Raw genomic sequence first — 22,187 nt, 5'->3', positions numbered from 1 at the left:
CTAATAAAAACTCACAGGGAGGTAGAAATCAAGCTCAAATACTTCATCACTATTAAGAAAATGGTTCCGATGATAATGCACATACGCAGGAGTCGAACGCTGTTTGAAACCAGAAGCCGGTAACCATTTTTCCAATACCATACTGATCTGTGGTAGCAGCTCACCATAACGACCATTAAGTCGAAACACCGCATGCAAACCGCCTGGAATCACCATTTGGTTAACCACACTTCGATACTTAATCGGCTCATCAATCGCGATACAGGCTACATAGCGACACTGATCCATTTCAACCCAAGCAGGGTTTGAGTGATGCAAACCAAATTGGCTCGAAAAATCACGCTGTTCCGAGTTCGCCCACGCTTTCAATATCAACCAAGCATTGCGAATGGATCGGTTATAGCCAGTATGTCGAACATAAGCTGCCATTCGGTCTGATACTTCAACAATTTTAGGTTCAGGCAACTCCCGCTGTGACACATTCAAATAGCCTGCCGCCACTTCGGGATCTTTCAGGTAAGGTTTTTCTGCAATCTGTAAATCATGCTTGCGCCATTCTCCGGGCGACATATTAAAAGTCGCTTTAAATGCTCGGCTAAACGAAGACACAGAGCTAAAGCCACATTTATGGGCGATCTCAACCACAGACGAGCTGGTATCGAACATTAATTGATTGGCCGCATACTCCATTCGAGTGCGTCGAATGTACTGATGTAGCGACTCCCCAACCACACTTTTGAACGTGCGATGAAAGTGTTGCTCTGAATACGCAGCAATCTCAGAGAGCGCTTTTGCCGACAAAGGTTGGCTGATGTCTTGGTGAATATGGAACAAAACATCATTGATTCGGGATATGTGTTGTCGTGACATCGTTCAAATAGCATAAATGGACATGTTTAAGAGCATAAACGGACACGCCAGTTTTTACAATTGCCGTGTAATATCAAGCGATAGAATAAAAACGATAAACGACGAGACACAACACATGGAAATCGCACAGTCATTACAACAGATTCAATCTTCATACATTCGAGAGATCCTCGCAGCCGCAAGCGATCCAAATGTTATTTCGTTGGCCGGTGGTTTACCCGATGCGAAAACATTCCCTATCGATTTAATGAAGCCTACGCTAGAAAACCTAGCGAACATGCCTGAAGTTTTCCAATACGGTTCGACCGCCGGTTATGGCCCGTTGCTTGATCACCTAACACAAAGCTACCAATTGCCAGAATCTCACACGGCCATGATCTGTACAGGTTCTCAGCAAGGTTTGGATTTGATTGCGCGTGCGTATGTTGACCCGGGTGATGTGGTTGTGATGGAAGCGCCAAGCTACCTAGGCGCGATGCAAGTGTTTGGCTTAGTTCAAGCAAACATTGTGACTGTGTCTCAAACAGAATTTGGGCCAAATCTAGATGAACTAGAGACGTGCTTTGCCGAGCAATCACCGAAAATGTTCTACGCCGTGCCTGATTTCCATAACCCAACAGGTGTGTGCTGGGCAACAGAAACTCGCCAGAAAGTGGCTGAGCTGTGTATCAAATACAACGTGGCCTTCATTGAAGATGCGCCATACCGTGAGCTACGTTTCACAGGAACAGAACTGCCGTTGGTTTCTTCGTTCTGCCCTGACAACTCTATCGTTCTTCGTTCATTCTCTAAGATTGCATCGCCAGGTCTACGTATTGGCGCGGTAACAGGCAAACGCAGCTACCTTGAGCCACTGATCAAAGTGAAGCAAGGCGCTGACTTGCACTCAAGTGTACCCATGCAAGCGCTGCTTGTTGGTCTTCTAAAGCATGAAGACTTCAACGTACATATGGAAAACATTCGCACACTTTACAAGTCTCGTTATGAGGTTCTGTTTTCAGAGCTAGAAAAACAACTGCCTGCAGATTGCGTGTTAAAAGCCGTAGACGGCGGGATGTTCATTTGGGTTGAGATCCCAGAGTGCGACACTTTTGAACTGGCTAAAACTCTGCTATCGAATGGCGTAGCGGTAGTACCAAGCCCTGTCTTCTATCCAAAGGCAGATGAAGCAAAAGCCGCACTGCGCTTGAACTTCACCAACGCCAACCCAGAAGAATTAACCGAAGCGGTAAAGCGCTTAGCGGAAGTACTTAACCAAGCGTAATCGCTGGTTAAGTCAGAAAGATTCAATACTAAGGCCCTGTTGTCGTTTTACAGCAGGGCCTTTTGGGTTTGGGAATGCGTGTTGTAATTCGAACCAGATAAAACGGTTCCATTGCATTTCTTAGCCCATAAACCACATAAATAGAGGTGATAAATATCCCTACTTTTGGTTGGTTTTTGTCCTTCCTTGGCTTGGTTATACTGCGGCGGATTTTAATAAGCCAATATGGGCAAACCTGAGTGAATTAAACTCAGTCTGTATCATAAAAGGCAACGCTCTGGATTTACGTTCCAGCTCGCAGAAAGGAAAAACCATGTCTCAATATGTTGTATGTGCTCTGTATAAATTCGTAGCACTTGATGATTACCAAGAAATTCGCCAGCCACTCACTGACGTGTTAGAAGCCAACCAAATCCGCGGTACTTTGCTACTTGCGAGTGAAGGTATCAACGGCACCGTTGCAGGTAAGCGCGAATCGATCGACGCTCTTCTTAAATGGTTCAAACAAGATTCTCGTTTGGCTGATGTTGTTTACAAAGAGTCGTTCAACGAAGAACAACCATTCAACCGCACCAAGGTGAAGCTTAAGAAAGAGATCGTAACCATGGGCGTTGAGGGTATCGACCCACGCCACGTTGTCGGCACTTACGTGAAACCAAACGAGTGGAACGCGCTGATTTCTGATCCTGATGTAATTCTGGTTGATACTCGTAACGACTACGAAGTCGATATCGGTACATTCAAAAATGCTGTAAATCCAAACACAGAAACCTTCCGTGAATTCCCTCAGTACGTTGAAGAAAATCTTGATCCTAAGAAGCACAAGAAAGTCGCGATGTTCTGTACTGGCGGTATTCGTTGCGAAAAATCAACGGCCTACATGAAAGAGCAAGGCTTTGATGAGGTATATCACCTTGAAGGCGGCATTCTTAAGTACTTAGAAGAAGTACCAGAAGAAGAGAGCATGTGGGAAGGCGACTGCTACGTATTTGACGGTCGTGTTGCAGTTAACCACCAGCTAGAAAAGAGCGGCTACGATGTGTGTAACGCGTGTCGTCTGCCAATCACTGACGAAGACAAAGCGTCTGAGCACTTCGAGAAAGGCGTAAGCTGCCCTAAGTGTATTGATAAGCACAGCGACGAGCAGAAAGCGCGTTTCCGTGAACGTGAAAAGCAAGTTCAACTGTCGAATGCTCGTGGCGAAACCCACGTAGGTGGCGATGCTGCTCACCTTATCGATCAACGTAAGAAAGAAAAGCTAGCACACAAAGAGCAGCAACGTTCTGGTAAGAAAGCGAAGTAAGCTTTCTGCTTTCAACACACATAGTTCTAAACATGTAACGACAAATAGTTAGCTATATACATACAAAAGGGCGTAAGTTCGAAGATGATTCTTCGAGTTTGCGCCCTTTTTTGATCGCTTTACGGCTTTGTGTTTTGAACCACATTTCTTTCGATAAATTGCTTCTATACTGTTAATAATTCGACTAGAGAGGAAGTGCCAATGCTCAATGAAAACCATGCCTTTATCTTAGATTTCCCAGATCTTAAATTAGACATTGTTCAGCTCAACCACGACGACGAAAAATTCAAAGCAGACATGCAAAAATACCACCAACTCGACTACGACATCCGTCAGCTAGAAATCTCTGGCAGCCCTATCGATGACGACAGCATGCACAACCTCAAAGTAGAACGCATGGCGCTAAAAGACTCGCTACACAAACAGCTCACGCGCCACCACGCACTTAAGATCGTATAGAAAAATCAATCCAAGACTTTATTCTAAGCCATGCATCACGCATGGCTTTTTGGTTTTATCACATCGCAAGTCTAAGCTAATTCGGCTTCTTCAATTATGTTACTGTTTGCTTACTCAAAGGCGTTTGATAAGGAAGCAATCAGAGTGGTAATAGAAGAAGAGAATATACAATTCCAGCTCGTTTCAAATTCTGAATTCGAAGAACTGTTTACGTGTATTAAACAAGGGCTTTTCATACACGTAGATAACGTTTTCGGATGGGATGACGACTTCCAACGTCAACGACTTTTAAACGATTACCATCCCTCTTGGTTTCATTGGGTATACCTAGAAAAACAAAGGGTTGGGCTTGTGTGTTTTAAGCCTTATGACAACGCATACCATGTTCACCTTCTGATAATTTCCCATCAATACCAAGATCAGTCTCTTGGTAAAAAAGTCATGTTCCTCATACATAAGAGCGCCACGAAAGAGCGACGTGAGCAAGTCACGCTATCGAGCTTTAGAAGTAACACTCGCGCCATTCGCTTTTATCAGTCACTTGGCTATCAGGTTATTGATGACAGTGATAAAGATTTTGTGGGGATGGCTCTCAACCTAGCTAACTCTCAGTCTCCCTAACCATAGAGAAAATACAGATAGCGAGTAGGTAGAGAGCGTTTACTTTAGCGCGCGCTTGAAATATCTAACTTCTCAATCAACGACGGAAAGCCCCAACCGTTCTCGCCTTCGACCACAGGTTCTCCGGTCAAATACTCAAACAGCGTTGGCGCTAAAGATCCGTTAGCTTCGATTTTCAGTTGCTGAGAGTTATCGCCAATTGGCGCTCCCCAGAATCCGATGAAAGCATCTTTCTCTAAGTAATCCTCACCAGCATGACGCCCCGGTACCTTGGTGTTGTAGCCAATTCCCGCTTTAGGGAACAAGTTAACCGTGCCAGCCCTATCTTCAAGGTAGATATTAGCCAGTTGATTCACTGAATCTGGTCGAGGTGTTGGTTGCGTTAATGAAGTCCACTCAGCACTGCTACACCACGTTGTCACATCCGCTTTAACCGCTCGGTTAATACACTTTTCTACCAATTGAGAATATTGTGAAAAATCAGCTTCGCTTGGTGATGCTAGGTATGGATTTAACCTTTGCGTATTGAGCAAAATCGGCGCTCGGTTGTCTTCCAATGACTCATAGAAAAGCTTGTCACCTTCGCGGGTAATTAATTCGTCGACTCGTTTTAAATCTCGGTTACCAATCACACGAACCGCACAACGTTGTTGGTCACATGTGCTTTCTCTTACGACCATATAATCAAGACTTTCAGGCAAGCGTTGCGCTATCTGATTAACGATGTCTATGTTCTGACCAGCTGGCGCTGCAATCGGAGACCACTGCGTGAGTTCTTGGTAAACCGGCTGAACCTGCCAACCTTGAGCCGAATTAAAGAAGTCCATCATGAAGTTACCACCGGCAGTCGAGGCGACCACCACATCCAATTCCTTCGAGCTTGGGTAGCTTAGAGCATTGGTGATTTTAGGCCCTTCACCCTCGTCTGAAGATATCTTCTTAACCACAATTGGATACTCTAGCTCTGCTTGTAAGCCTTCAAATACCTGCTTTTCGGGATTGAGCGCGTAGAACACCGGCGTTAAACCATGATCCCCAGCCATGCCCCATAGCGTTTTATCGTAAACGCCTGCACTGCGGTAGGTCGCTTCAATCTGGCGAATCCAATAGTCCAGTCGGTTAAGCTCTCCAGTAGGCATCAGAATTTCGTCACTAAAAGGACCGGTAAAGTGCGCGAAGTGATCCGGCCATGGGTTATAAACCAAGGTGTAGTCTGGCATCCCTTTTCCATCTAACTCGGCAAACTGAGTGATCGACTGTTTAACCTGAGCTCTCTTTGAAAACTTAGTGAAAAAATCAAAGCCAGATATAGACTGATACGCTTCAATATCTTCAATCAAGGCTTGACGCTTTTCTTGCAAAACCACTTCGACTTCTGAACGTTCTTGAAGCTCTTTAACGCAACGTTTTTCACCATAATCACGCAGTGACTCACCCAAGCCTAGGTTTACTAGCCCATCGTAAGTGGTATGAGCATTCCAATCGTATTGGGCGTTGCAGTTCAGCGTTTTTAGGTAATCAAGGCGATCAAACATGGTTTGCACCTTGTTGTTTGCCATCAACACATCCAGCTGCAGGGCATCATTACCAAAGAAGTAATAAGCTCGGTCGATCTCTCGGTCAACAAAGTGGAAATTAGGGATACCCGTACCACCTTGCCCCGATACTTTCGCGCCCGTTTTAATGATCGGTAGGTTGCGTACACTGATTGTCGGAGTAGAAGAGATACCTACTCGGCTTATATTATTTCGATTCTCTTGATAGAGTTTTTTGAAGAACGGAAGATAATTCGGATCACGGTAGGTTTGTTCAGACAGAACTTCCATGAACCTCACCTGTTGTTGATGCTCAGGCTCAATCACCGTTTCTAACTTAGGTTTGTATTGCGTTCGGTTTTTATGATTTTGGTAAGCAACCGAAATGAAAGGTGAATCTTCATCGACCAAGCCTTCGATCAACCCCTGCTGTAAACCATCGACGGTCACTTGGACCGCAAAACGTTTGTGCTGTTGAGATTCTAAGAATTGTATTAGCGCATCAGGCTGGTCACTGAACGCTTGTTGCATCCAATCATCGAGCGCTGCTGCACGTTCTTCTTTAAACACAAACTGTCGGTAAGCTTTCAGCAAGTTTAAGCGCACAAAATCAATAAGCGTGATGGTAAGAGCTTGTGCTTTGTTATTCGGCTTATCAGCGTTTTCTGGTTTACCATCTTCTGCAATCGCCAACATTGCAGACTTCATATCACCTTCATCCATTCCCAATGCCGCTTTACCGATCAAATCAACGATGATCGGTTGAATCTGAGCGATGATCGCTAGATCTTCAGGGCTATTGGTTAAGTATGTGTAATTCGCAGGGAGCGTGTCCATATCCTGCCAAACACCAATTTCGAATAACGCATCGTAGATAACCACCATGTTGGCAATGAAGTGTTCATCGATACGAATGCCTTCATGATGTCCCGTTGCTTCAGTCGAGGTATCTGGCTCGTGATGCTCAGTGGTTGGCTTATCTCCAACATGATAAAGGCTATGTTCAAAGCCCTTTAGCGCCTGCTCATCATAAACCGTCGACAAGTAAGATTTGAATACATCTTCACTGCCCAAGCCTGAATAGCGGTCGTAATAACTATAGAGAAAATAACCCAGAGGAATTGAGTACGTCGGGTTAGATAACTGAGCAACGACTCTGGCTTTTGTTTTGACATCTAAAGGGAGAGCGAGAATATACGCATCTAATGTAACTCCACCAATCGTGAAAAGAGCTGCATCACGAGTGAGTTTGGCAGAGTAACTTAGGCTTAAAAGCACCTGATTTTTCAACACTTCACTGGAGCTAAACACGCCACCAATGACGGGCGTTGTTGATATATCAGCGGCACTCGGACCTGACGCAACCGCCAACGATAAGACACTGAATAAACTGGCGTAACTGCGAACGTGAGAATAAGAGCTCATCAAATTTCCTTTAGATCAACACACTTCTATAAATACGACTTATTGTTTCAGTTTCAACTGATTAGTCAACCTACGGCCATCTCTAAAGGTTATACAGACAACCAATACCTATAAAATACATATACATCTATAAATAACAATCACTTAGCCAACCTACAATTGACAGGAACATCAATTACAAACACTAAACATTCACCATAGATATCACTCGCATATATAACTCAGCTAATTAGATATGTCTCTAGAATAAACACTCCTGCTATTTCTGCCACATACCGTTTTGATACATTTCTCATCAATGGCATTCAATTTATAAATAGTCATATTTATCAATGACATTCTCCCGATTGATTCCAGAGTAATAATTTTTATCAATAACTTAATAGGAGAACTAACATGAATGGTCAACGTTCACTGTTAGCAGTGGCAATAGCCCTAGGGATGGCAGGTTGTGGTAGCGATAGTTCAGATAACTCCGCAACTGATACTGGCGGTTCAACAGCAACTTCAGCGTCTTTAACAGCAAAAGCCGCTGATGGCTACTTGGTAGGAGCCAATGCGTGTTTGGATCTAAACAGTAATAAAGTTTGTGATAAGGATGAGCCAAGTGCCGTAACGGGTGACGATGGTTCGTTTACAATTGATAATCTAACTCAAGAACAACTTGAACAAGGTACTCTGTTGATCGAAGTGGTTGCCGGACAAACCATCGATACCGATAACCCAGGTGTCGTTCTAAGCAAGAGCTATCGCCTAACTGCCCCACCAAAATCGGAATTTATTAGTCCATTAACTACTCTCATTCAAAATGAAATCGAGAGTGGTTCTTCGTTAGAAGAAGCCAAAACAGCTATTCAAGAAAAGTTGGGAACCACACTCGACTTAACGCAAGATTATATCGAAGCCAAAAACAATAATGACTTAGCCGATTCACAAAAAGCGGCTTTTGAAAACCTACACCGCGTAGCTCAAGTTACCGCTTCAGTCATGGCTGAGAACACGGATGCGTTATCAGAAACGGCAGCGGGCGCCGGTATTTCTGTCGAGGCACTCACCGCATTAATTGCAGAGGAAGTAACACGAGTTCTCGACGAAGTCGTTAAGAATATTGAAGCCGCTGGTGAAAACTTCGACCCAAGCGATATTGCTGGCAGTATTAATCGCGATCATATCACCATTGATGACTCTAATCTCGAAGATAAAATTAAAGAAAATGAGGCAAATAAAGGCTCTAAGCAAGCCGACCTTGCGAAGCTTATCAAAACAGACGGTATCAATTGGTTTGGCGGCGATAATGACACTGGCAAAGATTTAGTGGTTGCCTATGGAACATTGAAGTCTGATTCAGATAACTCAGTGACCGAAACCAGTTATATTTATGATTACTTTGCTGAGCAATTTGTTGAGTTTGAATATACCCCTGACACAAATAACATGGTGTTAGGACAAAACGGTTGGGAAGCGAGCGATGATACCTTAACCAGCATTAAGCCGAACAAAGACGGCAGCTTAACTCTAGAATCTAGAAGCTCGATTTTTAGTGAAGTTGCTAGTGCCAAGCAATTAGATATCAGTGGGCTCAATGTTCGTTCCATCATGGATCAAACGGATGATGAAAACGTTTGGTCTAACATTATGCCAGTAGGTTTAAAATTCCCTGACAACACAACCGCATATAAATTGTCTGTAGAAGACATCAACGACAACATTTATACCTTTTACAAAGGTGATTGGTGTGCCGAGCACGCTCCGGATCGCTATGAAGCGCTCAATAACATGTGTAACGGCATTAGCGCCTTTAAGAATGGCAGCGATACATGGCTTGCCACTTTGGCATCGACCATTGCTGAAGATGAATCAGACCGTCATGACACAGCGTCTAACAATCATGCAGATTTAATTCCAATGGCAGGCATGGAAAGTGCTGAAATATTTGCACAGCTGCTTTCTAACGGCACCGTTGTTTATTATACAAGAGCATGGAATTTAGATTCTACATTCTCCAAATTGTCGGAACTCGGTTCGTGGAAAGATGAATCCGTAAATGGCGAGGTATTACGTCAAGTTACGATCCCTGAATCTATCCACTCGCAAGCTACATGGTCTAACTACCAAAAAGAAGATAACTCCGCTTACTTGTCTGTAGTCGAAGGCTTTGTACGTATTACCTACAAGGAAGTTGAAGATGCAGGCAGTGAGGCTTATGTTTTTGATGAAGCGACTAAGCAGTTCATTTTGGATAACGCATTAACACCACAACCTTTACACCCTCTCAACCTACAGGCTTGTCTTGACTCGCTGCCGGATGCTGAGTTCATTGCGACGGCTAATGACGTCACGGTTTACGATGTACAACGCACACCTATGTGGGATCAGGAGGCAAAAACACAGAACCTAACTTATGAGTTTACCTACTTGGGCGACACTTTCTCTTGGCTGAATGACGTTACGTTAGTCACTGGACTTCCAAGCTGGATTACTGACTTAGAAGGTAGCCTAGAAAAAACGCGTATCGATATCAAAGATTCGGAAGGTGCTTTAATGGGGTATGAGTACTCATATAGCTCTGAAGATCACTATCTAGGTCAAGAGGGCTTTAACTCTGATGACTCACTAGGTTGGGGGTCGGCTAAAGCAGCATTACCACTGACGATTACTGACAACCAAAAAATCATCAATCAAACGGTAGACTTTGGAACGTCAACTAACGCACCACTTGCCTCTCAGTTTGATTATTGGTATGACGAGATCAGCGGTGAATTCGGTGAAACTGAGTACCCTGGATTAAGAACCGTTTCTGTAGAGACTTCACTAGACGATATTATCTACGGACAACCTTACTTTCTACCCACTTTCAACTACCAAGAAACCTACCTAGGTAAAGAAGAAGTTACTGTGCCTGCGGGTACCTTTGCTGCATGTAAAGTAACAAGTGAGACACAATTCGAAAATGACGGACCTCGTGACACTCAAACAACATGGCTCACTAACCGAGGATCTATTAAGTCCGTTCGAGAGGAGTCCTCTTGGGGTATGTCGATTAATATGAAAGCAAAAAGCTTACCTTCTATTCAATAATCGTTAGATAATATGAACAAGCCAATATCTTATTGGCTTGTTTTTTTTCGTATTAGCTCTTTAAGCCAACATCTCCATTCACAAAACTTGGTAGCATTTCAAGCTCATCGCTTCCCCTAGTTAAACGCCCTAGCCACTCGTCCTTTACTGCTCAATTCGTAATGACCAATATAGGCTGGAATAAATACCGATTGTCCTTTAGTGAGGGTTAAGTGCTCGCCTTTCTCACTCACTAGCGTTAGATCATCGTCTATTGCCATTAAAATTTCAGCACCGCTTGTGATGACTTCTTCTTGCTGAGGGCGGTGAAAAATATTGAAATCAAAATCATTGACCGGGATATCATAGCTATCACATTGACCCAGTTTTGAGGGTGCTAATAATAAGCGTTCGAAGGGAATTGGCGTAAATTTTGTGCAGGCGACTAACTCAGCGACATCAATGTGTTTTGGCGTTAAACCAGCACGTAACACGTTGTCTGAATTCGCCATGATCTCGAGCCCAGTCCCCTTGATGTAAGCGTGCGGAGTGTTCGCATTCAAATACATCGCTTCACCCGGCTTTAGTGTGATCAAGTTAAGCAGCAGAACACAAAACAAACCGATATCGTTCGGGTACTGATGGCTAAGCTCAGTAACCAAAGCAAACTCAGCTTGATCTTGGTGAGCGGCTGCGTGAGTCAAAAGTTGCTCTAATGCTCGGTGTTTACGTTGGTCATTCAGCGTTAACAGATCGCGGAAAAACGCTTCTAAGCCAAGAGAATCAATATTGTTACCAAACTCTTCAACCAAGCCAGCCAGCTCGCTCGAATCCAATTTTCTGAACAGACCCAATATTTTATCGAACTCTCGAAAGCCATTCATCGCTTGATATTCAGTGATCGCGTAAACCAATTCAGGTTTGTGGTTCGAGTCTTTGTAATTGCGATGCCCTGCGTTTAGGGGAATTCTTGCTTGCTCTTCTCTCGCAAAGCCAATTTCAGCTTGGCGCTTGTTTGGGTGAACCTGAACAGACAGCGCTTTTTCTGCTGCCAAGATCTTAAACAAGAACGGTAGCTCACCGAACTCCTGCGCAATATCAGTAGATAGATAAGCGGGTTTATTCTTTTTAATCAGCTCAGATAGAGGCACCAAATGTTGGTCAAGCTTGACCATTGAGCAGCCCTTCGGATGTGCTCCCATCCAGACTTCCGCTTGCGGCTCTTGTGACTCATTCTTAAAGCCAAACAGCTCACGTATCGAAGAAATACTCCCCCATGCATAATTTTGGATGGTGTTTTCCATTGGGAAAAATGAGTGTTCTGAGAAGTGGCTGAGTGACATGGCGTTTTCCATAGTGAGCCCTTTGAACATAATTCAGAGAGCTGATTTCTAATAACGTAAATAATTAGAAAGACTACAGAGAGCAGCTAGGCCCCACATGAGATGAGGTCTTAGACGCAATAGGAAAAATTCTTAGAAACAGGTGAGATCGATGAAAAGCGTGAAAAGAGTCACATTTGAATATCACTAGTAGAAAGCGCTGAGAATAAGATAGCTACTTGTATCGCACTGGTTACAGCAGCGATACAAGCAACAATACAAACACCAGCGACTATCTTGTTATCGGGAAGAGTCCTTAAAAGCCAGAGCGAACCTCTGCACTTTTCTGAGGCGATTGAGCTTGTAGGAAAGGCAGCAGCAGCAAGCCAATAACGGCCGCACAAGTAGAGATGGTAATGAAGAACCCACTCCAACCATAAGTTTCTAGAACGAGCGCTAATGGGTAACCAGAAAGTGCTGCACCCATGTAAGCAAACAAGCCAACAAAGCCTGTCGCCGCCCCAGCAGAGTCTTTGTGCGAACATTCTGCCGCCGCCATGCCAATAAGCATCTGAGGGCCAAAAACAAAGAAGCCAACACAAAACAGACCAGCGGCTTGAAACACAAAATTGGTTAATGGCATAAGCCATAAAGCCGATACCGAGAGAAAAATACCAATCGCAAACAGGATGTTCATCGGGCCACGGTTGCCACCAAATAGCCTATCCGATCCCCACCCAGCAACAAGTGAACCAACGAAACCGCCAATCTCAAACAGAGACAAGGCAGCGTTGGCGTTTATCAAACTGTAATTGTGTTCTTCGGTGAGGTATAAGTTACCCCAGTCGTTAACCGCCGTTCTTACGATGTAAACCAACACATAGCTAAAGGCGAGCAGCCAAATGTACTTATTGCTGAACACATAGGTTTTCAGGATTTCTCGATAGCTTAACCCTTGCCCATGGCTCTCTTGCGCCAATTCTAGATGGTCACTGCGCCACTTCCCTACCGTCGGAAGTCCCATGGTGGTGGGCTTATCACGTAAGCGCCAACAAACGATAAGACCGATAAATACACCAATCACACCTGGCCAGATAAACCCAGCTCGCCAACTGAATTGCAGCGTTAGATAACCCACGAGAATAGGAATTAGCGCCCCACCAACGTTGTGTGCTGTATTCCATATAGCCCAGCGAAAGCCTCTTTCGGAGCGAGAATACCAAGTCGTCAATAACTTAGAACACGATGGCCAGCCCCAACCTTGGAACCATGCATTCAGTACCCAAAGCGAGATGAAAGCCGCTAACGAACTAGAAAAGCCAAACGCGATATTGATCAAGCCTGTTGCGATTAAGCCAAGCCCCATAAAGTAGCGCGGGTTTGAACGATCCGATATCGTGCCTGAGATAAATTTCGATAAGCCATAAGAAAGATAAAAGAGCGTGCCAATTAAGCCGATATCGCCTTTGTCCAAGCCAAGGTCGGTGATCATAGCTGGCGCGGCATAATTAAAGGTTTTACGAGTGAAGTAAAAACCGGCATAGCCGACATACATTCCTATCATGATGTGAAGACGCCAGTAGTGGTAACTCAGATTGATCTCATCATCAGTTAGAGCATCACTCTTTGACGTTGTTGAGCGCAGAAATCCAAACATATTCGTTCTCACACTTTAGGTAATGTAACGCTGATATTGGTGCCCGAAGATGAGCCATTAGCGTTGATTGTCATCTTGCCACCGAGCGCCTGAACACGCTCTTGCATACCACGAACACCCATTCCTTTGAGAAGGTCTTGCGCTGTAAAACCAACGCCATTGTCTGAGATCCGAAGATAAGCCTGATCATCTAGAATCAGTTCAATTCTGATTTCGCTCGCGTTGGCGTATTTAGAGGCGTTGTTTAGAGATTCTTGGCACAGCCTGAAGATAGTGACCTTGAGCGTGTCACTCAAACACGAGTAATCACCTTGCCAATTTAACTGGATATCAACGCCGTGATCCGAAAACTCCATCTCTCGAATAAGCTGTTCCACAGAATCTTTTAGGTCAAGATCGTCCAACATCTTAGGTCTTAGTTTTGTAAGTAGACGCTTGGTGGTGTCATAAACATTCAAAGACAATGACTCAATCGTGCCCGCACAACGAACGCTCATCTCAGCCGCGTCGACACGCTTAATAATGCTTGCTTGAGTGCGAATTGCCGTGATGTTTTGACCGATTTCATCGTGTAGCTCACGAGCAATGTCACGACGAACCGATTCTTCAGCTGTGATTAACTGACGTGAAAGATTTTGATTCCTGGAGAGCTCACTGCGCAATTTCGAATTGAGATCTTTTTGCTTTTGAACTGCAAGACCCAGCAATATACCAGTGATGGTTTGAGCGGAAAGAGATAAGAGTAAATCGGTAATTTCGAGTTTGGACGTTCCACTGTGGGCAGCAATCAGCGCAACACTGTTTAACAGGGTCGCGAGCAAAGCGCCTTGCCATCCGTAACGAACGGCCAGCAAGATAATAGGGATCGCCATACAAAATGGGGCAAATCGTCTGAGTTCATCAGGCAAACTGGTTTGTATCAAAATACTGGCCACCAGCAACACACTGTATAAAGCGATGTGACGGATTTTGAACTCTACAACATTATGGATTAAGTAAGAGCTCAGTGGCGCCCACTTATTTTGGAATAGATAGTTCCAGACCAGATAACACATAGGCACCAGCATCAGTCCACCCGTGATACTCGCTAACCACACCATGTAAACGGCTGGAACATGAGAACCCACCACGGCAACGTTAATTGATGCGGTGACCATGATTAAGCTCGCCATCACTAACAAGTGACGATTCTGGTCACCAGAATAATAACGTTTGGCAATTAGAGTAGCTGGAATACTTAGTCCACTGGCGATTAGTATCGTCAGCCATTGGGGTTCATCCAGTAATAGAGCTAGAGCGATCGCGAGCCCCCACTCTGCAATATAGATAGCAGGCCAATAGTGAGTGCGAGTGTGCAGCGTCATTCCTAACCTGAGTGAGAATGGAAAAAGCAGAATGGCTAACTCAGGGTCATTAATGAAATAAAAGGCAATAACCCATAAACAAAACCATGCGCTGCCAGCCATAAAAACCCCACATAGGGAGGTGGCTAGATAGGAGCGCATTAGTACTGATCTTGAGTGAACAATTTAGCTAACTCAACGTTGTTCTTAACATTGAGTTTGTCCATGGCATTGGCACGGTGTACATGAACCGTTTTATGACTAACCCCTAACTCAACGGCGATAGATTTCACATCGAGCCCTGTTGCCAATAACTGGCACACTTCGCTTTCTCGACGGGTGAGTTGATTTAAAGAGGCTTTATTCTTCATTGGTGTCGCAAGCTTTATAGCGATATCGGGCGTGAGATAACAGCCACCATTTGCGCTCGTATGTACGGCTTGGATTAACTCATCTGGGCTGCAGCGCTTGCTGAGATAACCTTTGGCTCCTAACTCTAATGACTTCTCAACCATCGCCGGAGAGTCATGTACGCTCAGCATGATACTGGCAATGCCTGATGGAATTTCTTCCAATAAGCTCAAGCCACTTTCATCCTGCATTGAAATATCCAAGATAACGACATCAGGGTGACAACTTGGCAATCCGAGGCGCGCTTCTGCCGCAGAGTTGAATTCACCCACGACCGTAATATCAGTTTCAAGACTGAGTAATTGAGCAAAGCCCGAACGAACAATGACGTGGTCATCAACAAGCGCAACATTAATCATGATATTAACCAAAATTAGGAGTAAGAAAGAAAAATAGCCCCGACAGGAGCTATTTAATATTAAGTTTATTGATAGATATGATACTGAATCGAACTAGCGATTGGTATGATCTCACGTGCTTTAATCAAATAAAGCACGTGAGACTAACTACCCGAAACTCTATTTACGAAAACTCGCTAGGCGTTTTGAGCAGCTAGGTGCATCTTCTTCGCGTGACGAATCTTCTTCTCTTCCGCAACCGCAACGAATAGCAGCAAAACAATACAAATAGCAGCAGATGTATCCAATGCTGCGAATGTGCCTTTCCAACCCGTTAAGCCGAAAATAGGTGTGCCATCCGCAATCATACCGAGGCCAAGTTTGGCAAAGCTGTCACCAATTAGGTAAGCAAATGTACCTTTCACGCCGTCAGCAACACTGATTGCTTTCTTAGGTACAAAACCTACCGCAGCAACACCAATCAACAGTTGAGGACCGAACACTAGGAAGCCAAGTACGAACAGTGACGCTAGGTACATGAACTCGCTCGTTGCATTTTGGTAGAACTCTAGAGAGACAATAATCAGTCCAAGCGATACACAGGCAACTAAAGCACGGCGTCCGTTCGCAAGGTCTGATAAATAACCCCACATCAATGTGCCAACCAGTGCTCCGACTTCAAAAAGAGTAAAGCCTGAAATCGCCGTTTCTTTTGATAGACCTAGCTCTTGATACGCGTAAACGGTAGACCATTGATCGATACCGATACGAACAATGTATAAAAAGATATTCGCGAAGCAGAGCAACCAGATCACTTTGTTTTTTAGAATGTACTCAACAAAGATCTCTTTCTTGGTCATTTGATTTTCTTCAGCGATAGTATCTTCTTCGCTAATTTCTTCATCAAACAACTCTTCAACCGTACCTAGACCGTATGCTTCTGGAGAATCATTACCAAAACGCATGCCAATAAAACCCACCACAATCGCGATGATAGATGGGAAAACGAACATACCAATTACGTTGCCATCAAATAGGTAATTCGCACCAAACAGAGCAACACCAGCAGCACCAGCACCACCCACGTTGTGCGACATATTCCAAAGACCTAAATACGAACCACGCTTGTTACGAGGCGTCCATTTAGTGATCGTTGAATAACTTGAAGGGCCACCCGTACTTTGGAAGAAACCACTCAATGCGTAGAAGGCAACCATCATGAATAAGCTAGCGCTGCCGCCACCCATACTGAAGCTGAAGCCCAACATGGCAATACCCGAAAGGACAAGCATGAAGGGCAGGAACTGCTTGGTATTTTTACCATCGGCGTAATAAGAAACGACGGTTTTACCGATACCATAAGTGATTGAGAAACCAAGACCGATAAGACCTAGATCCGTCATTGATAACCCATAAGTAGAAATCATGTCGTTTTGCGCGACATTGAAGTTCTTACGGATCAAATACATGGTTAGATAACCAATGAACACGACTAGGTAAGATTGAAGGAAGGGTTTAAACCACATTTTTCTTCTAGTTTCGACCGGAAGATCCAGTGTCGGTTTTCGAACCTGATCTAGGAACTTTAACATTGTGAACTCTCTTATTATTTATGAGGTCTGCACGGCATAATTGCGACCATGCATTCTTTGTTAGTTGACCGTGAAATAATAAAGAGTCTAAAAATCGACCGCATGAGAGAGGGTCTTAGAATAACTAAGAAAAATTCCTAGTTCAGAATTGGGAGTCAAGAAAGCGTGAACAGCATCACTTTGTTTACGGTCTGTTATGTATTGATATTACGATAACAAAAGTAACTCATTTCAAGGCTGATAAACTTTGTAAACGAACAGACACAAGTGAAACACTTCGCCTAAAAAAAGCGCCAGTGTCGATTCATCACCATCAAACTCCATGACATGATCAATACTGGCTCAACATTCATTCCTATTAAAATAGATTCAATAGGCTTGTTACGTGTTTTGCGCGAATCGTACTACAGTCGTTTACCGCTGCCGTCTTCCCACATCACTTCGCATTCATCCTTGATAGCCGCTTTCAATAGTTCGACTAGCGGAAAAGCTCGGCTACCGATATTAACAGGCGCTTCAACAACCTCTTCTTCACTGTCGTCATCAGCATTTTCTTGCTCTACCGGTTTGCTCTGCTCAGCAGCGATCGCAGCACGTAAGTTGTTTAGCGCTTGAGGAACCTCTGAAGCATCAATGGCTCCTGGGATCGCGCCACTATGTCCAAGCATCTTAATGAACTGAAGACCTACTTCACCAAACATCGTGACGCTAGCATGAGCCTTGCAACTAAAGGTAATTAACATAATGAGCCTCTATCAAATTTAGGTATCTGTAAACTATGTTGAGTAAATCATTGGAAAGCAAGTGGATAATAACTAAATCGCTTTTGCCAACTCGAACCTTGATTATCCTCCCTCTCGGACAAGCTTGCGCCGTCAGTGATACGCATCACTATTTATTATCGGTTGGGCATTTTTAATATAAAACCTTGATAATAATCACACTAAATAGCCATCTAAGTATCCGCATAGCTTATTATTTAATCTACTATTAACTTCATTATCAAAATCTTTGGCACAAATCACATGAAAAGGCTGGTCGGCAGACATCTAGAAGAAATGGCGGACATACGATCCACCCGCAAGCAAAAGATTGTCCACTCCTTTTCACTGACTGCCGCTGCGTTATTCATTTTCTACACTTGGGCTTACTTCCAAGGCCAACATTACACACTATCGGTTTTCGAATTGTGTTTTGCACTGATCGCTATCTCCAATGCATTTTACGTAAGAAAAGTCATTAACCCTGAATATTCAGAATTGATTCTGAGTGGCGTTCTTCTGGTACAAGGGGTTATCCTATTCTTGTACAGTCACGCTATTCCCGACCGGATACTTTGGCTCTATCCGATTCTGGCAGCCGTCATTTTCATTAACGATTTCAGAATTGGCATTGTCTTCAGCACCTCATTTTGCCTATTTATCAGCATCTTAATTACGGCGATGCCCAACAACTTTTCTTTGCCATTTAACAGCACACACAGATTTATTCTTAGCCTGTTTACCATGAGCTTGGTGTGTCACACATCCGCTTATTACTACACAAAAGCCGTCAGTTACATCCAACGCCTGTATAAAGAAGGCATTGAAGATCTCGCCTACAGAGACCAACTTACCGGATTGGCAAACCGCTGGAGTTTTGAGCGCTGGGCGGTAGAAAAGCTTGCGACAGTGGATAGTGAGCGATCACTTACGGCATTGGTCTTTTTAGATATTGATGACTTTAAAGGCATTAACGACAGCTACGGGCACGACGTCGGAGACAGTGTCTTACAGCACTTTGCTAATCGCTTGAGCAACAACATCCGAACCAGAGACAGAAAAAGCCATGAATACGATTATTCGATTGCGCGCTTTGCTGGCGACGAGTTTGTTTTGATGCTCTACGATGTACCAACTCGTAAAGATCTAGACGGTATTTTAGATAGGATTTGTGGGTTATTCGAAAGTGGTTGCCAGACAAACGAGAGAATCAAGGAATTAACGCTCAGTGTTGGGGTGTCTTTGTATCCGCAAGATGCTCAAGAATTACATGAACTGACGAGATGTGCTGATAAAGCGATGTATGTCGCTAAGCACTCAGGAAAAAACCGATACGCTTATTATCACGACAATCCAGTATCGACCTTGATAGAAGAACTACCGACGAATCTAACCTTCTCAGAATCGGATTCATCTGAGCTTGAAGATTGTCTTGAAGCAAAAGTCGAAGGGAACAATGTTACGCTGTTAAAAACGCGTCAACGTTAACCATTAATATCGCTGACTGCTAAGCGCGCTAACCTGCCATATACATAAGCCATAGGCTCACTAACCCGATAACAATAATCCATACGACTTGTCGTGTTCGGTTTGGGTTATTGCCTCTAGGTCTCACTACCGTTTTAAAAGCAGCTTGCTTAGCCGACTGAATAAACGGTGCTTCAATCTCACGTTTTTTCACGCGACGTTTAACAGCGCTGTTCGCAACCTCGGTAAAACGCTGCCCTTGCTCCGTTGTAAAGTCGTTATCAAAGCCCATCCGACCTTGCCTTTCGCCATGTTTTTGCTGTACTGCCATAGCGGCCTCCTTGGCGGTCTACTCTATATTGAGTATAGACATAATTTCATATTGTTACCTGTTCAAAATTATTGTTACCTGTTCAAAATTTTCGAATAAGTCACTCAACGCTATGCCATCTTCTTTTTAAATCGAATTACATAAACTACAGCTATTCAAGTTTATGAGGATTTCAAAATGACGAGTGTAAGAACAGTAGATCATGTGATTGCAGCACATGCCACCTCCGATGGTGATGGCGTCAAAATCCAAAGACTCGCTGGCTTCAATAACACGCGTTTCTCTCCATTTTTGATGATTGATGAACTTAAGTCGGATGAAAGCAAAGACTATGTTGGTGGCTTTCCTCCACACCCTCACCGCGGGATAGAAACGCTCACTTACATGCTCCAAGGTCACTTCCAACACAAAGACCACATGGGGAATGTTGGAGAGCTACGCTGCGGTGGCGCGCAGTGGATGGCCGCAGGTCGTGGTGTTATTCACAGCGAAATGCCAATGATGGAAGAAGGCGCATTGCACGGTTTTCAGATTTGGATAAACCAACCAGCAACACACAAAATGCAGCCAGCGCAATATCACGACTTCCAGAGTGAAAGCATTACAGAACACCAAAGTGAACAACGTGGTTTATTGAGAGTGATAGCCGGTGGGTTTGAACTGCATAACCAAACTAACGATGATTCAGAGGCTTTACGGGCGCAAGGTCCATTGCAGAAAACAGGTGTGCCATTAAGCGTTGCGGATTGGCGCTCTCATTCTGGGCAAAAAGTGACGTTAGGGACTAATGTTAATCACAATGCCATGACTTATGTGTACCGAGGCAGTATTAAGATCAACGACAAAGTGATCAAGCAAGGTCAGCTTGCCCTGTTAACAAAAGCTGAATTGTTGTCTTTAGAAAGCCTAGAAGATTCAGGTGTACTGATTTTTTCTGGTCAGCCGATTAATGAACCTGTTGTGCACTATGGTCCGTTCGTCATGAATTCAATGGAAGATATTGAACAGACGATTCAGGATTACAACAACGGCGTATTTGAGACTTACTGATTTACAGATGTCTGTCTTTGAGCTTTGAGATTTGAATTGAAGATTGAAGATTGAAGATTGAAGATATTTTGCAACGAACAACGATTTGGTCATCCATTTGATGACTGCAAAAACAAGTGACACTATCCACTGCCGGTTACTATCACTTATTTAACCACGCTCTTAGAGCGTGGTTTTTTTCTATTAAATTAGAGACCAACGATGCCCTGATTAAACGAATTTAGAGCGAGTTACAGGTACTCACACAGGTAAGCTGTCGCTTCTTTTACCTGTAGGTCGAATGAAGAATCACCCGCAACGTCAAAAGACTCACCAGATTGGTATGTCGTCCAGTCATCATCGCCAACACGCTTTACAATTAAAGCACCTTTAACAACGGTCATCTTCTCTGGAGCCGCAGTACCGAACGTGTATTCGCCAGCCGCCATCACACCAACACTCACATCAGCGCCAGCTTGGTTAAACGCTAACGACTTAACGCCACCTTCAAAGTATGTGTTTTCTTTAATCATTGTACTTCCTTGTTATCTTCAAATTGCAATTATTGGACTCAACGAATGAGCCTATGCGTAAATCTAGGTGATAATTGTTTTAACCAATTCGAGACTGTCCTACAAGAAATAAATACGCATAGCTTAGGCATTTATTGAATTCACTTTCATTGATAACGTAAATACCAAGGAATCAGGTAAAAAATCGCCAACGCAACCAAATTTATTGGAACATTCGATCCTGCTTCTAACTCTTATAACAATTTTTGCAAACTAAGGTTTTAGTTAATAGAATCTAAAATAATATCAGTGGGAAAATGAAGAGATAATGGCAAAAAAGTCGATCAAAAGCAGAGATTTATTTGCCAACTCGTTACTCTACAGCTTCCTATTAGCTGGTTTTATGATTGCCCTCACCGCGGGCTATTTTGCTTACCAAGCCCACCAACAATCTGTCAGCCCAAGCAATGTCTATGGCACATGGATAGAGATTGCAGCACCACCTTACAATACTGATACCCTGACACTTTCAGATAATGGTGTGATGATGAATCATCGCCTCATTGCTACCTCGTTTGATTTTGATGGCAAGATTGTCACGATCAGCACAGGCTCTGGAACCACCGTTTACACCATCAGTGGAACTTACGATTCTCCTCGCTTGAAGCGACTAGAGCCAAGCGTACCATCTCAGCAATTTATTAAAGAAGGCTACGAGGATACTGCAACTGGTGATACCCACAGTGTGATGCAACAAAGACGGGCTTCTTTAGCTGAGCAATTCAAAAGATAATCCCCTTCTCAGTCTTCTTCAGTCGTCTAAATAATAGTCTTCTCCGTAAATAGTCTTCTCCGTAAAAAGTATTCTCCGCATCACTACTTTCATATTT

At 43.8% G+C, this 22,187-nt stretch carries 18 protein-coding genes; 8 read left to right on the top strand and 10 right to left on the bottom strand.

The genetic code is table 11. From position 1 onward, the window contains the following. On the bottom strand, positions 1–870 hold the full coding sequence (locus L3V35_RS05465; RefSeq protein WP_017085035.1) for a helix-turn-helix domain-containing protein: 870 nt from the start codon (positions 868–870) through the stop codon (positions 1–3). A gap of 115 nt (positions 871–985) precedes the next feature. Here L3V35_RS05465 and L3V35_RS05460 point away from each other — a divergent pair, with 115 nt between their 5' ends. The 4 genes from L3V35_RS05460 to L3V35_RS05445 all read left to right on the top strand — a co-directional run bounded on the left by L3V35_RS05460 (position 986) and on the right by L3V35_RS05445 (position 4,517). Beyond that, on the top strand, positions 986–2,134 hold the full coding sequence (locus L3V35_RS05460) for a PLP-dependent aminotransferase family protein (RefSeq protein ID WP_237298766.1): 1,149 nt from the start codon (positions 986–988) through the stop codon (positions 2,132–2,134). 313 nt (positions 2,135–2,447) lie between these two features. Continuing rightward, positions 2,448–3,437: a rhodanese-related sulfurtransferase gene (locus L3V35_RS05455; protein ID WP_135381938.1), complete on the top strand. Its 990-nt coding sequence runs from the start codon at positions 2,448–2,450 to the stop codon at positions 3,435–3,437. Positions 3,438–3,638: 201 nt separating this feature from the next. Beyond that, positions 3,639–3,896 carry a YdcH family protein gene (locus L3V35_RS05450; protein WP_010432560.1) on the top strand — a complete coding sequence of 86 codons (258 nt, stop codon included), beginning with the start codon at positions 3,639–3,641 and terminating at the stop codon, positions 3,894–3,896. Between the two features lie 96 nt (positions 3,897–3,992). Continuing rightward, a complete protein-coding gene (locus L3V35_RS05445) occupies positions 3,993–4,517 on the top strand; it encodes a GNAT family N-acetyltransferase (RefSeq protein WP_237298764.1) in 525 nt (174 codons plus the stop codon). A gap of 44 nt (positions 4,518–4,561) precedes the next feature. Here L3V35_RS05445 and L3V35_RS05440 read toward each other — a convergent pair whose 3' ends face one another. Further along, positions 4,562–7,477 (bottom strand): alkaline phosphatase family protein, encoded by a 2,916-nt coding sequence (locus L3V35_RS05440; protein WP_237298762.1) that lies wholly within the window; start codon positions 7,475–7,477, stop codon positions 4,562–4,564. Between the two features lie 396 nt (positions 7,478–7,873). Here L3V35_RS05440 and L3V35_RS05435 point away from each other — a divergent pair, with 396 nt between their 5' ends. After that, complete coding sequence (locus tag L3V35_RS05435; RefSeq protein ID WP_237298760.1) at positions 7,874–10,555, top strand: hypothetical protein; 2,682 nt, start codon at positions 7,874–7,876, stop codon at positions 10,553–10,555. Between the two features lie 116 nt (positions 10,556–10,671). On the opposite strand, the gene manA is transcribed toward L3V35_RS05435, so the two are convergent. From manA to L3V35_RS05405, 6 genes are all read right to left on the bottom strand, one after another. Next, positions 10,672–11,877 carry a mannose-6-phosphate isomerase, class I gene (gene manA, locus L3V35_RS05430; protein ID WP_237298960.1) on the bottom strand — a complete coding sequence of 402 codons (1,206 nt, stop codon included), beginning with the start codon at positions 11,875–11,877 and terminating at the stop codon, positions 10,672–10,674. A 295-nt stretch (positions 11,878–12,172) separates the two neighbouring features. Then, positions 12,173–13,513: an MFS transporter gene (locus tag L3V35_RS05425; RefSeq protein WP_237298758.1), complete on the bottom strand. Its 1,341-nt coding sequence runs from the start codon at positions 13,511–13,513 to the stop codon at positions 12,173–12,175. An 8-nt stretch (positions 13,514–13,521) separates the two neighbouring features. Continuing rightward, positions 13,522–15,018: a signal transduction histidine-protein kinase/phosphatase UhpB gene (gene uhpB, locus L3V35_RS05420; RefSeq protein ID WP_267136086.1), complete on the bottom strand. Its 1,497-nt coding sequence runs from the start codon at positions 15,016–15,018 to the stop codon at positions 13,522–13,524. Next, the gene (gene uhpA / locus L3V35_RS05415; protein WP_004732761.1) at positions 15,018–15,626 is read right to left on the bottom strand and encodes a transcriptional regulator UhpA; all 609 of its coding nucleotides are present in this window, start codon (positions 15,624–15,626) and stop codon (positions 15,018–15,020) included. Before uhpA ends, uhpB begins: the two co-directional genes overlap by 1 nt. A gap of 176 nt (positions 15,627–15,802) precedes the next feature. Beyond that, a complete protein-coding gene (gene uhpT / locus L3V35_RS05410; RefSeq protein ID WP_004732760.1) occupies positions 15,803–17,197 on the bottom strand; it encodes a hexose-6-phosphate:phosphate antiporter in 1,395 nt (464 codons plus the stop codon). A 404-nt stretch (positions 17,198–17,601) separates the two neighbouring features. Next, positions 17,602–17,940 (bottom strand): DUF1840 domain-containing protein, encoded by a 339-nt coding sequence (locus L3V35_RS05405; protein WP_146455334.1) that lies wholly within the window; start codon positions 17,938–17,940, stop codon positions 17,602–17,604. A gap of 315 nt (positions 17,941–18,255) precedes the next feature. On the opposite strand from L3V35_RS05405, the gene L3V35_RS05400 reads away from it, so the two are divergent. Continuing rightward, a complete protein-coding gene (locus tag L3V35_RS05400) occupies positions 18,256–19,446 on the top strand; it encodes a GGDEF domain-containing protein (RefSeq protein WP_146446973.1) in 1,191 nt (396 codons plus the stop codon). A gap of 28 nt (positions 19,447–19,474) precedes the next feature. Here L3V35_RS05400 and L3V35_RS05395 read toward each other — a convergent pair whose 3' ends face one another. Further along, entirely contained in the window at positions 19,475–19,756 is a 282-nt protein-coding gene (locus L3V35_RS05395) for a hypothetical protein (RefSeq protein WP_054546126.1), read from the bottom strand. A gap of 177 nt (positions 19,757–19,933) precedes the next feature. Between L3V35_RS05395 and L3V35_RS05390 the strand changes: the two genes are divergently transcribed. After that, on the top strand, positions 19,934–20,806 hold the full coding sequence (locus L3V35_RS05390) for a pirin family protein (protein WP_237298755.1): 873 nt from the start codon (positions 19,934–19,936) through the stop codon (positions 20,804–20,806). Between the two features lie 230 nt (positions 20,807–21,036). On the opposite strand, the gene L3V35_RS05385 is transcribed toward L3V35_RS05390, so the two are convergent. After that, positions 21,037–21,318, bottom strand: a complete 282-nt coding sequence (locus L3V35_RS05385) for a pyrimidine/purine nucleoside phosphorylase (RefSeq protein WP_017089998.1) — start codon at positions 21,316–21,318, stop codon at positions 21,037–21,039. Positions 21,319–21,625: 307 nt separating this feature from the next. Between L3V35_RS05385 and L3V35_RS05380 the strand changes: the two genes are divergently transcribed. Beyond that, complete coding sequence (locus tag L3V35_RS05380) at positions 21,626–22,090, top strand: DUF2850 domain-containing protein (RefSeq protein ID WP_237298753.1); 465 nt, start codon at positions 21,626–21,628, stop codon at positions 22,088–22,090. The last annotated feature ends 97 nt before the right edge of the window (positions 22,091–22,187 follow it).

Origin of the sequence: Vibrio sp. L5-1, from assembly GCF_021728315.1 — a bacterium.
Lineage (GTDB): Bacteria > Pseudomonadota > Gammaproteobacteria > Enterobacterales > Vibrionaceae > Vibrio > Vibrio splendidus_K.
The sequence above is the reverse complement of the archived record's forward strand: the minus strand, read 5'-3'. Positions and strand labels throughout refer to the sequence as shown.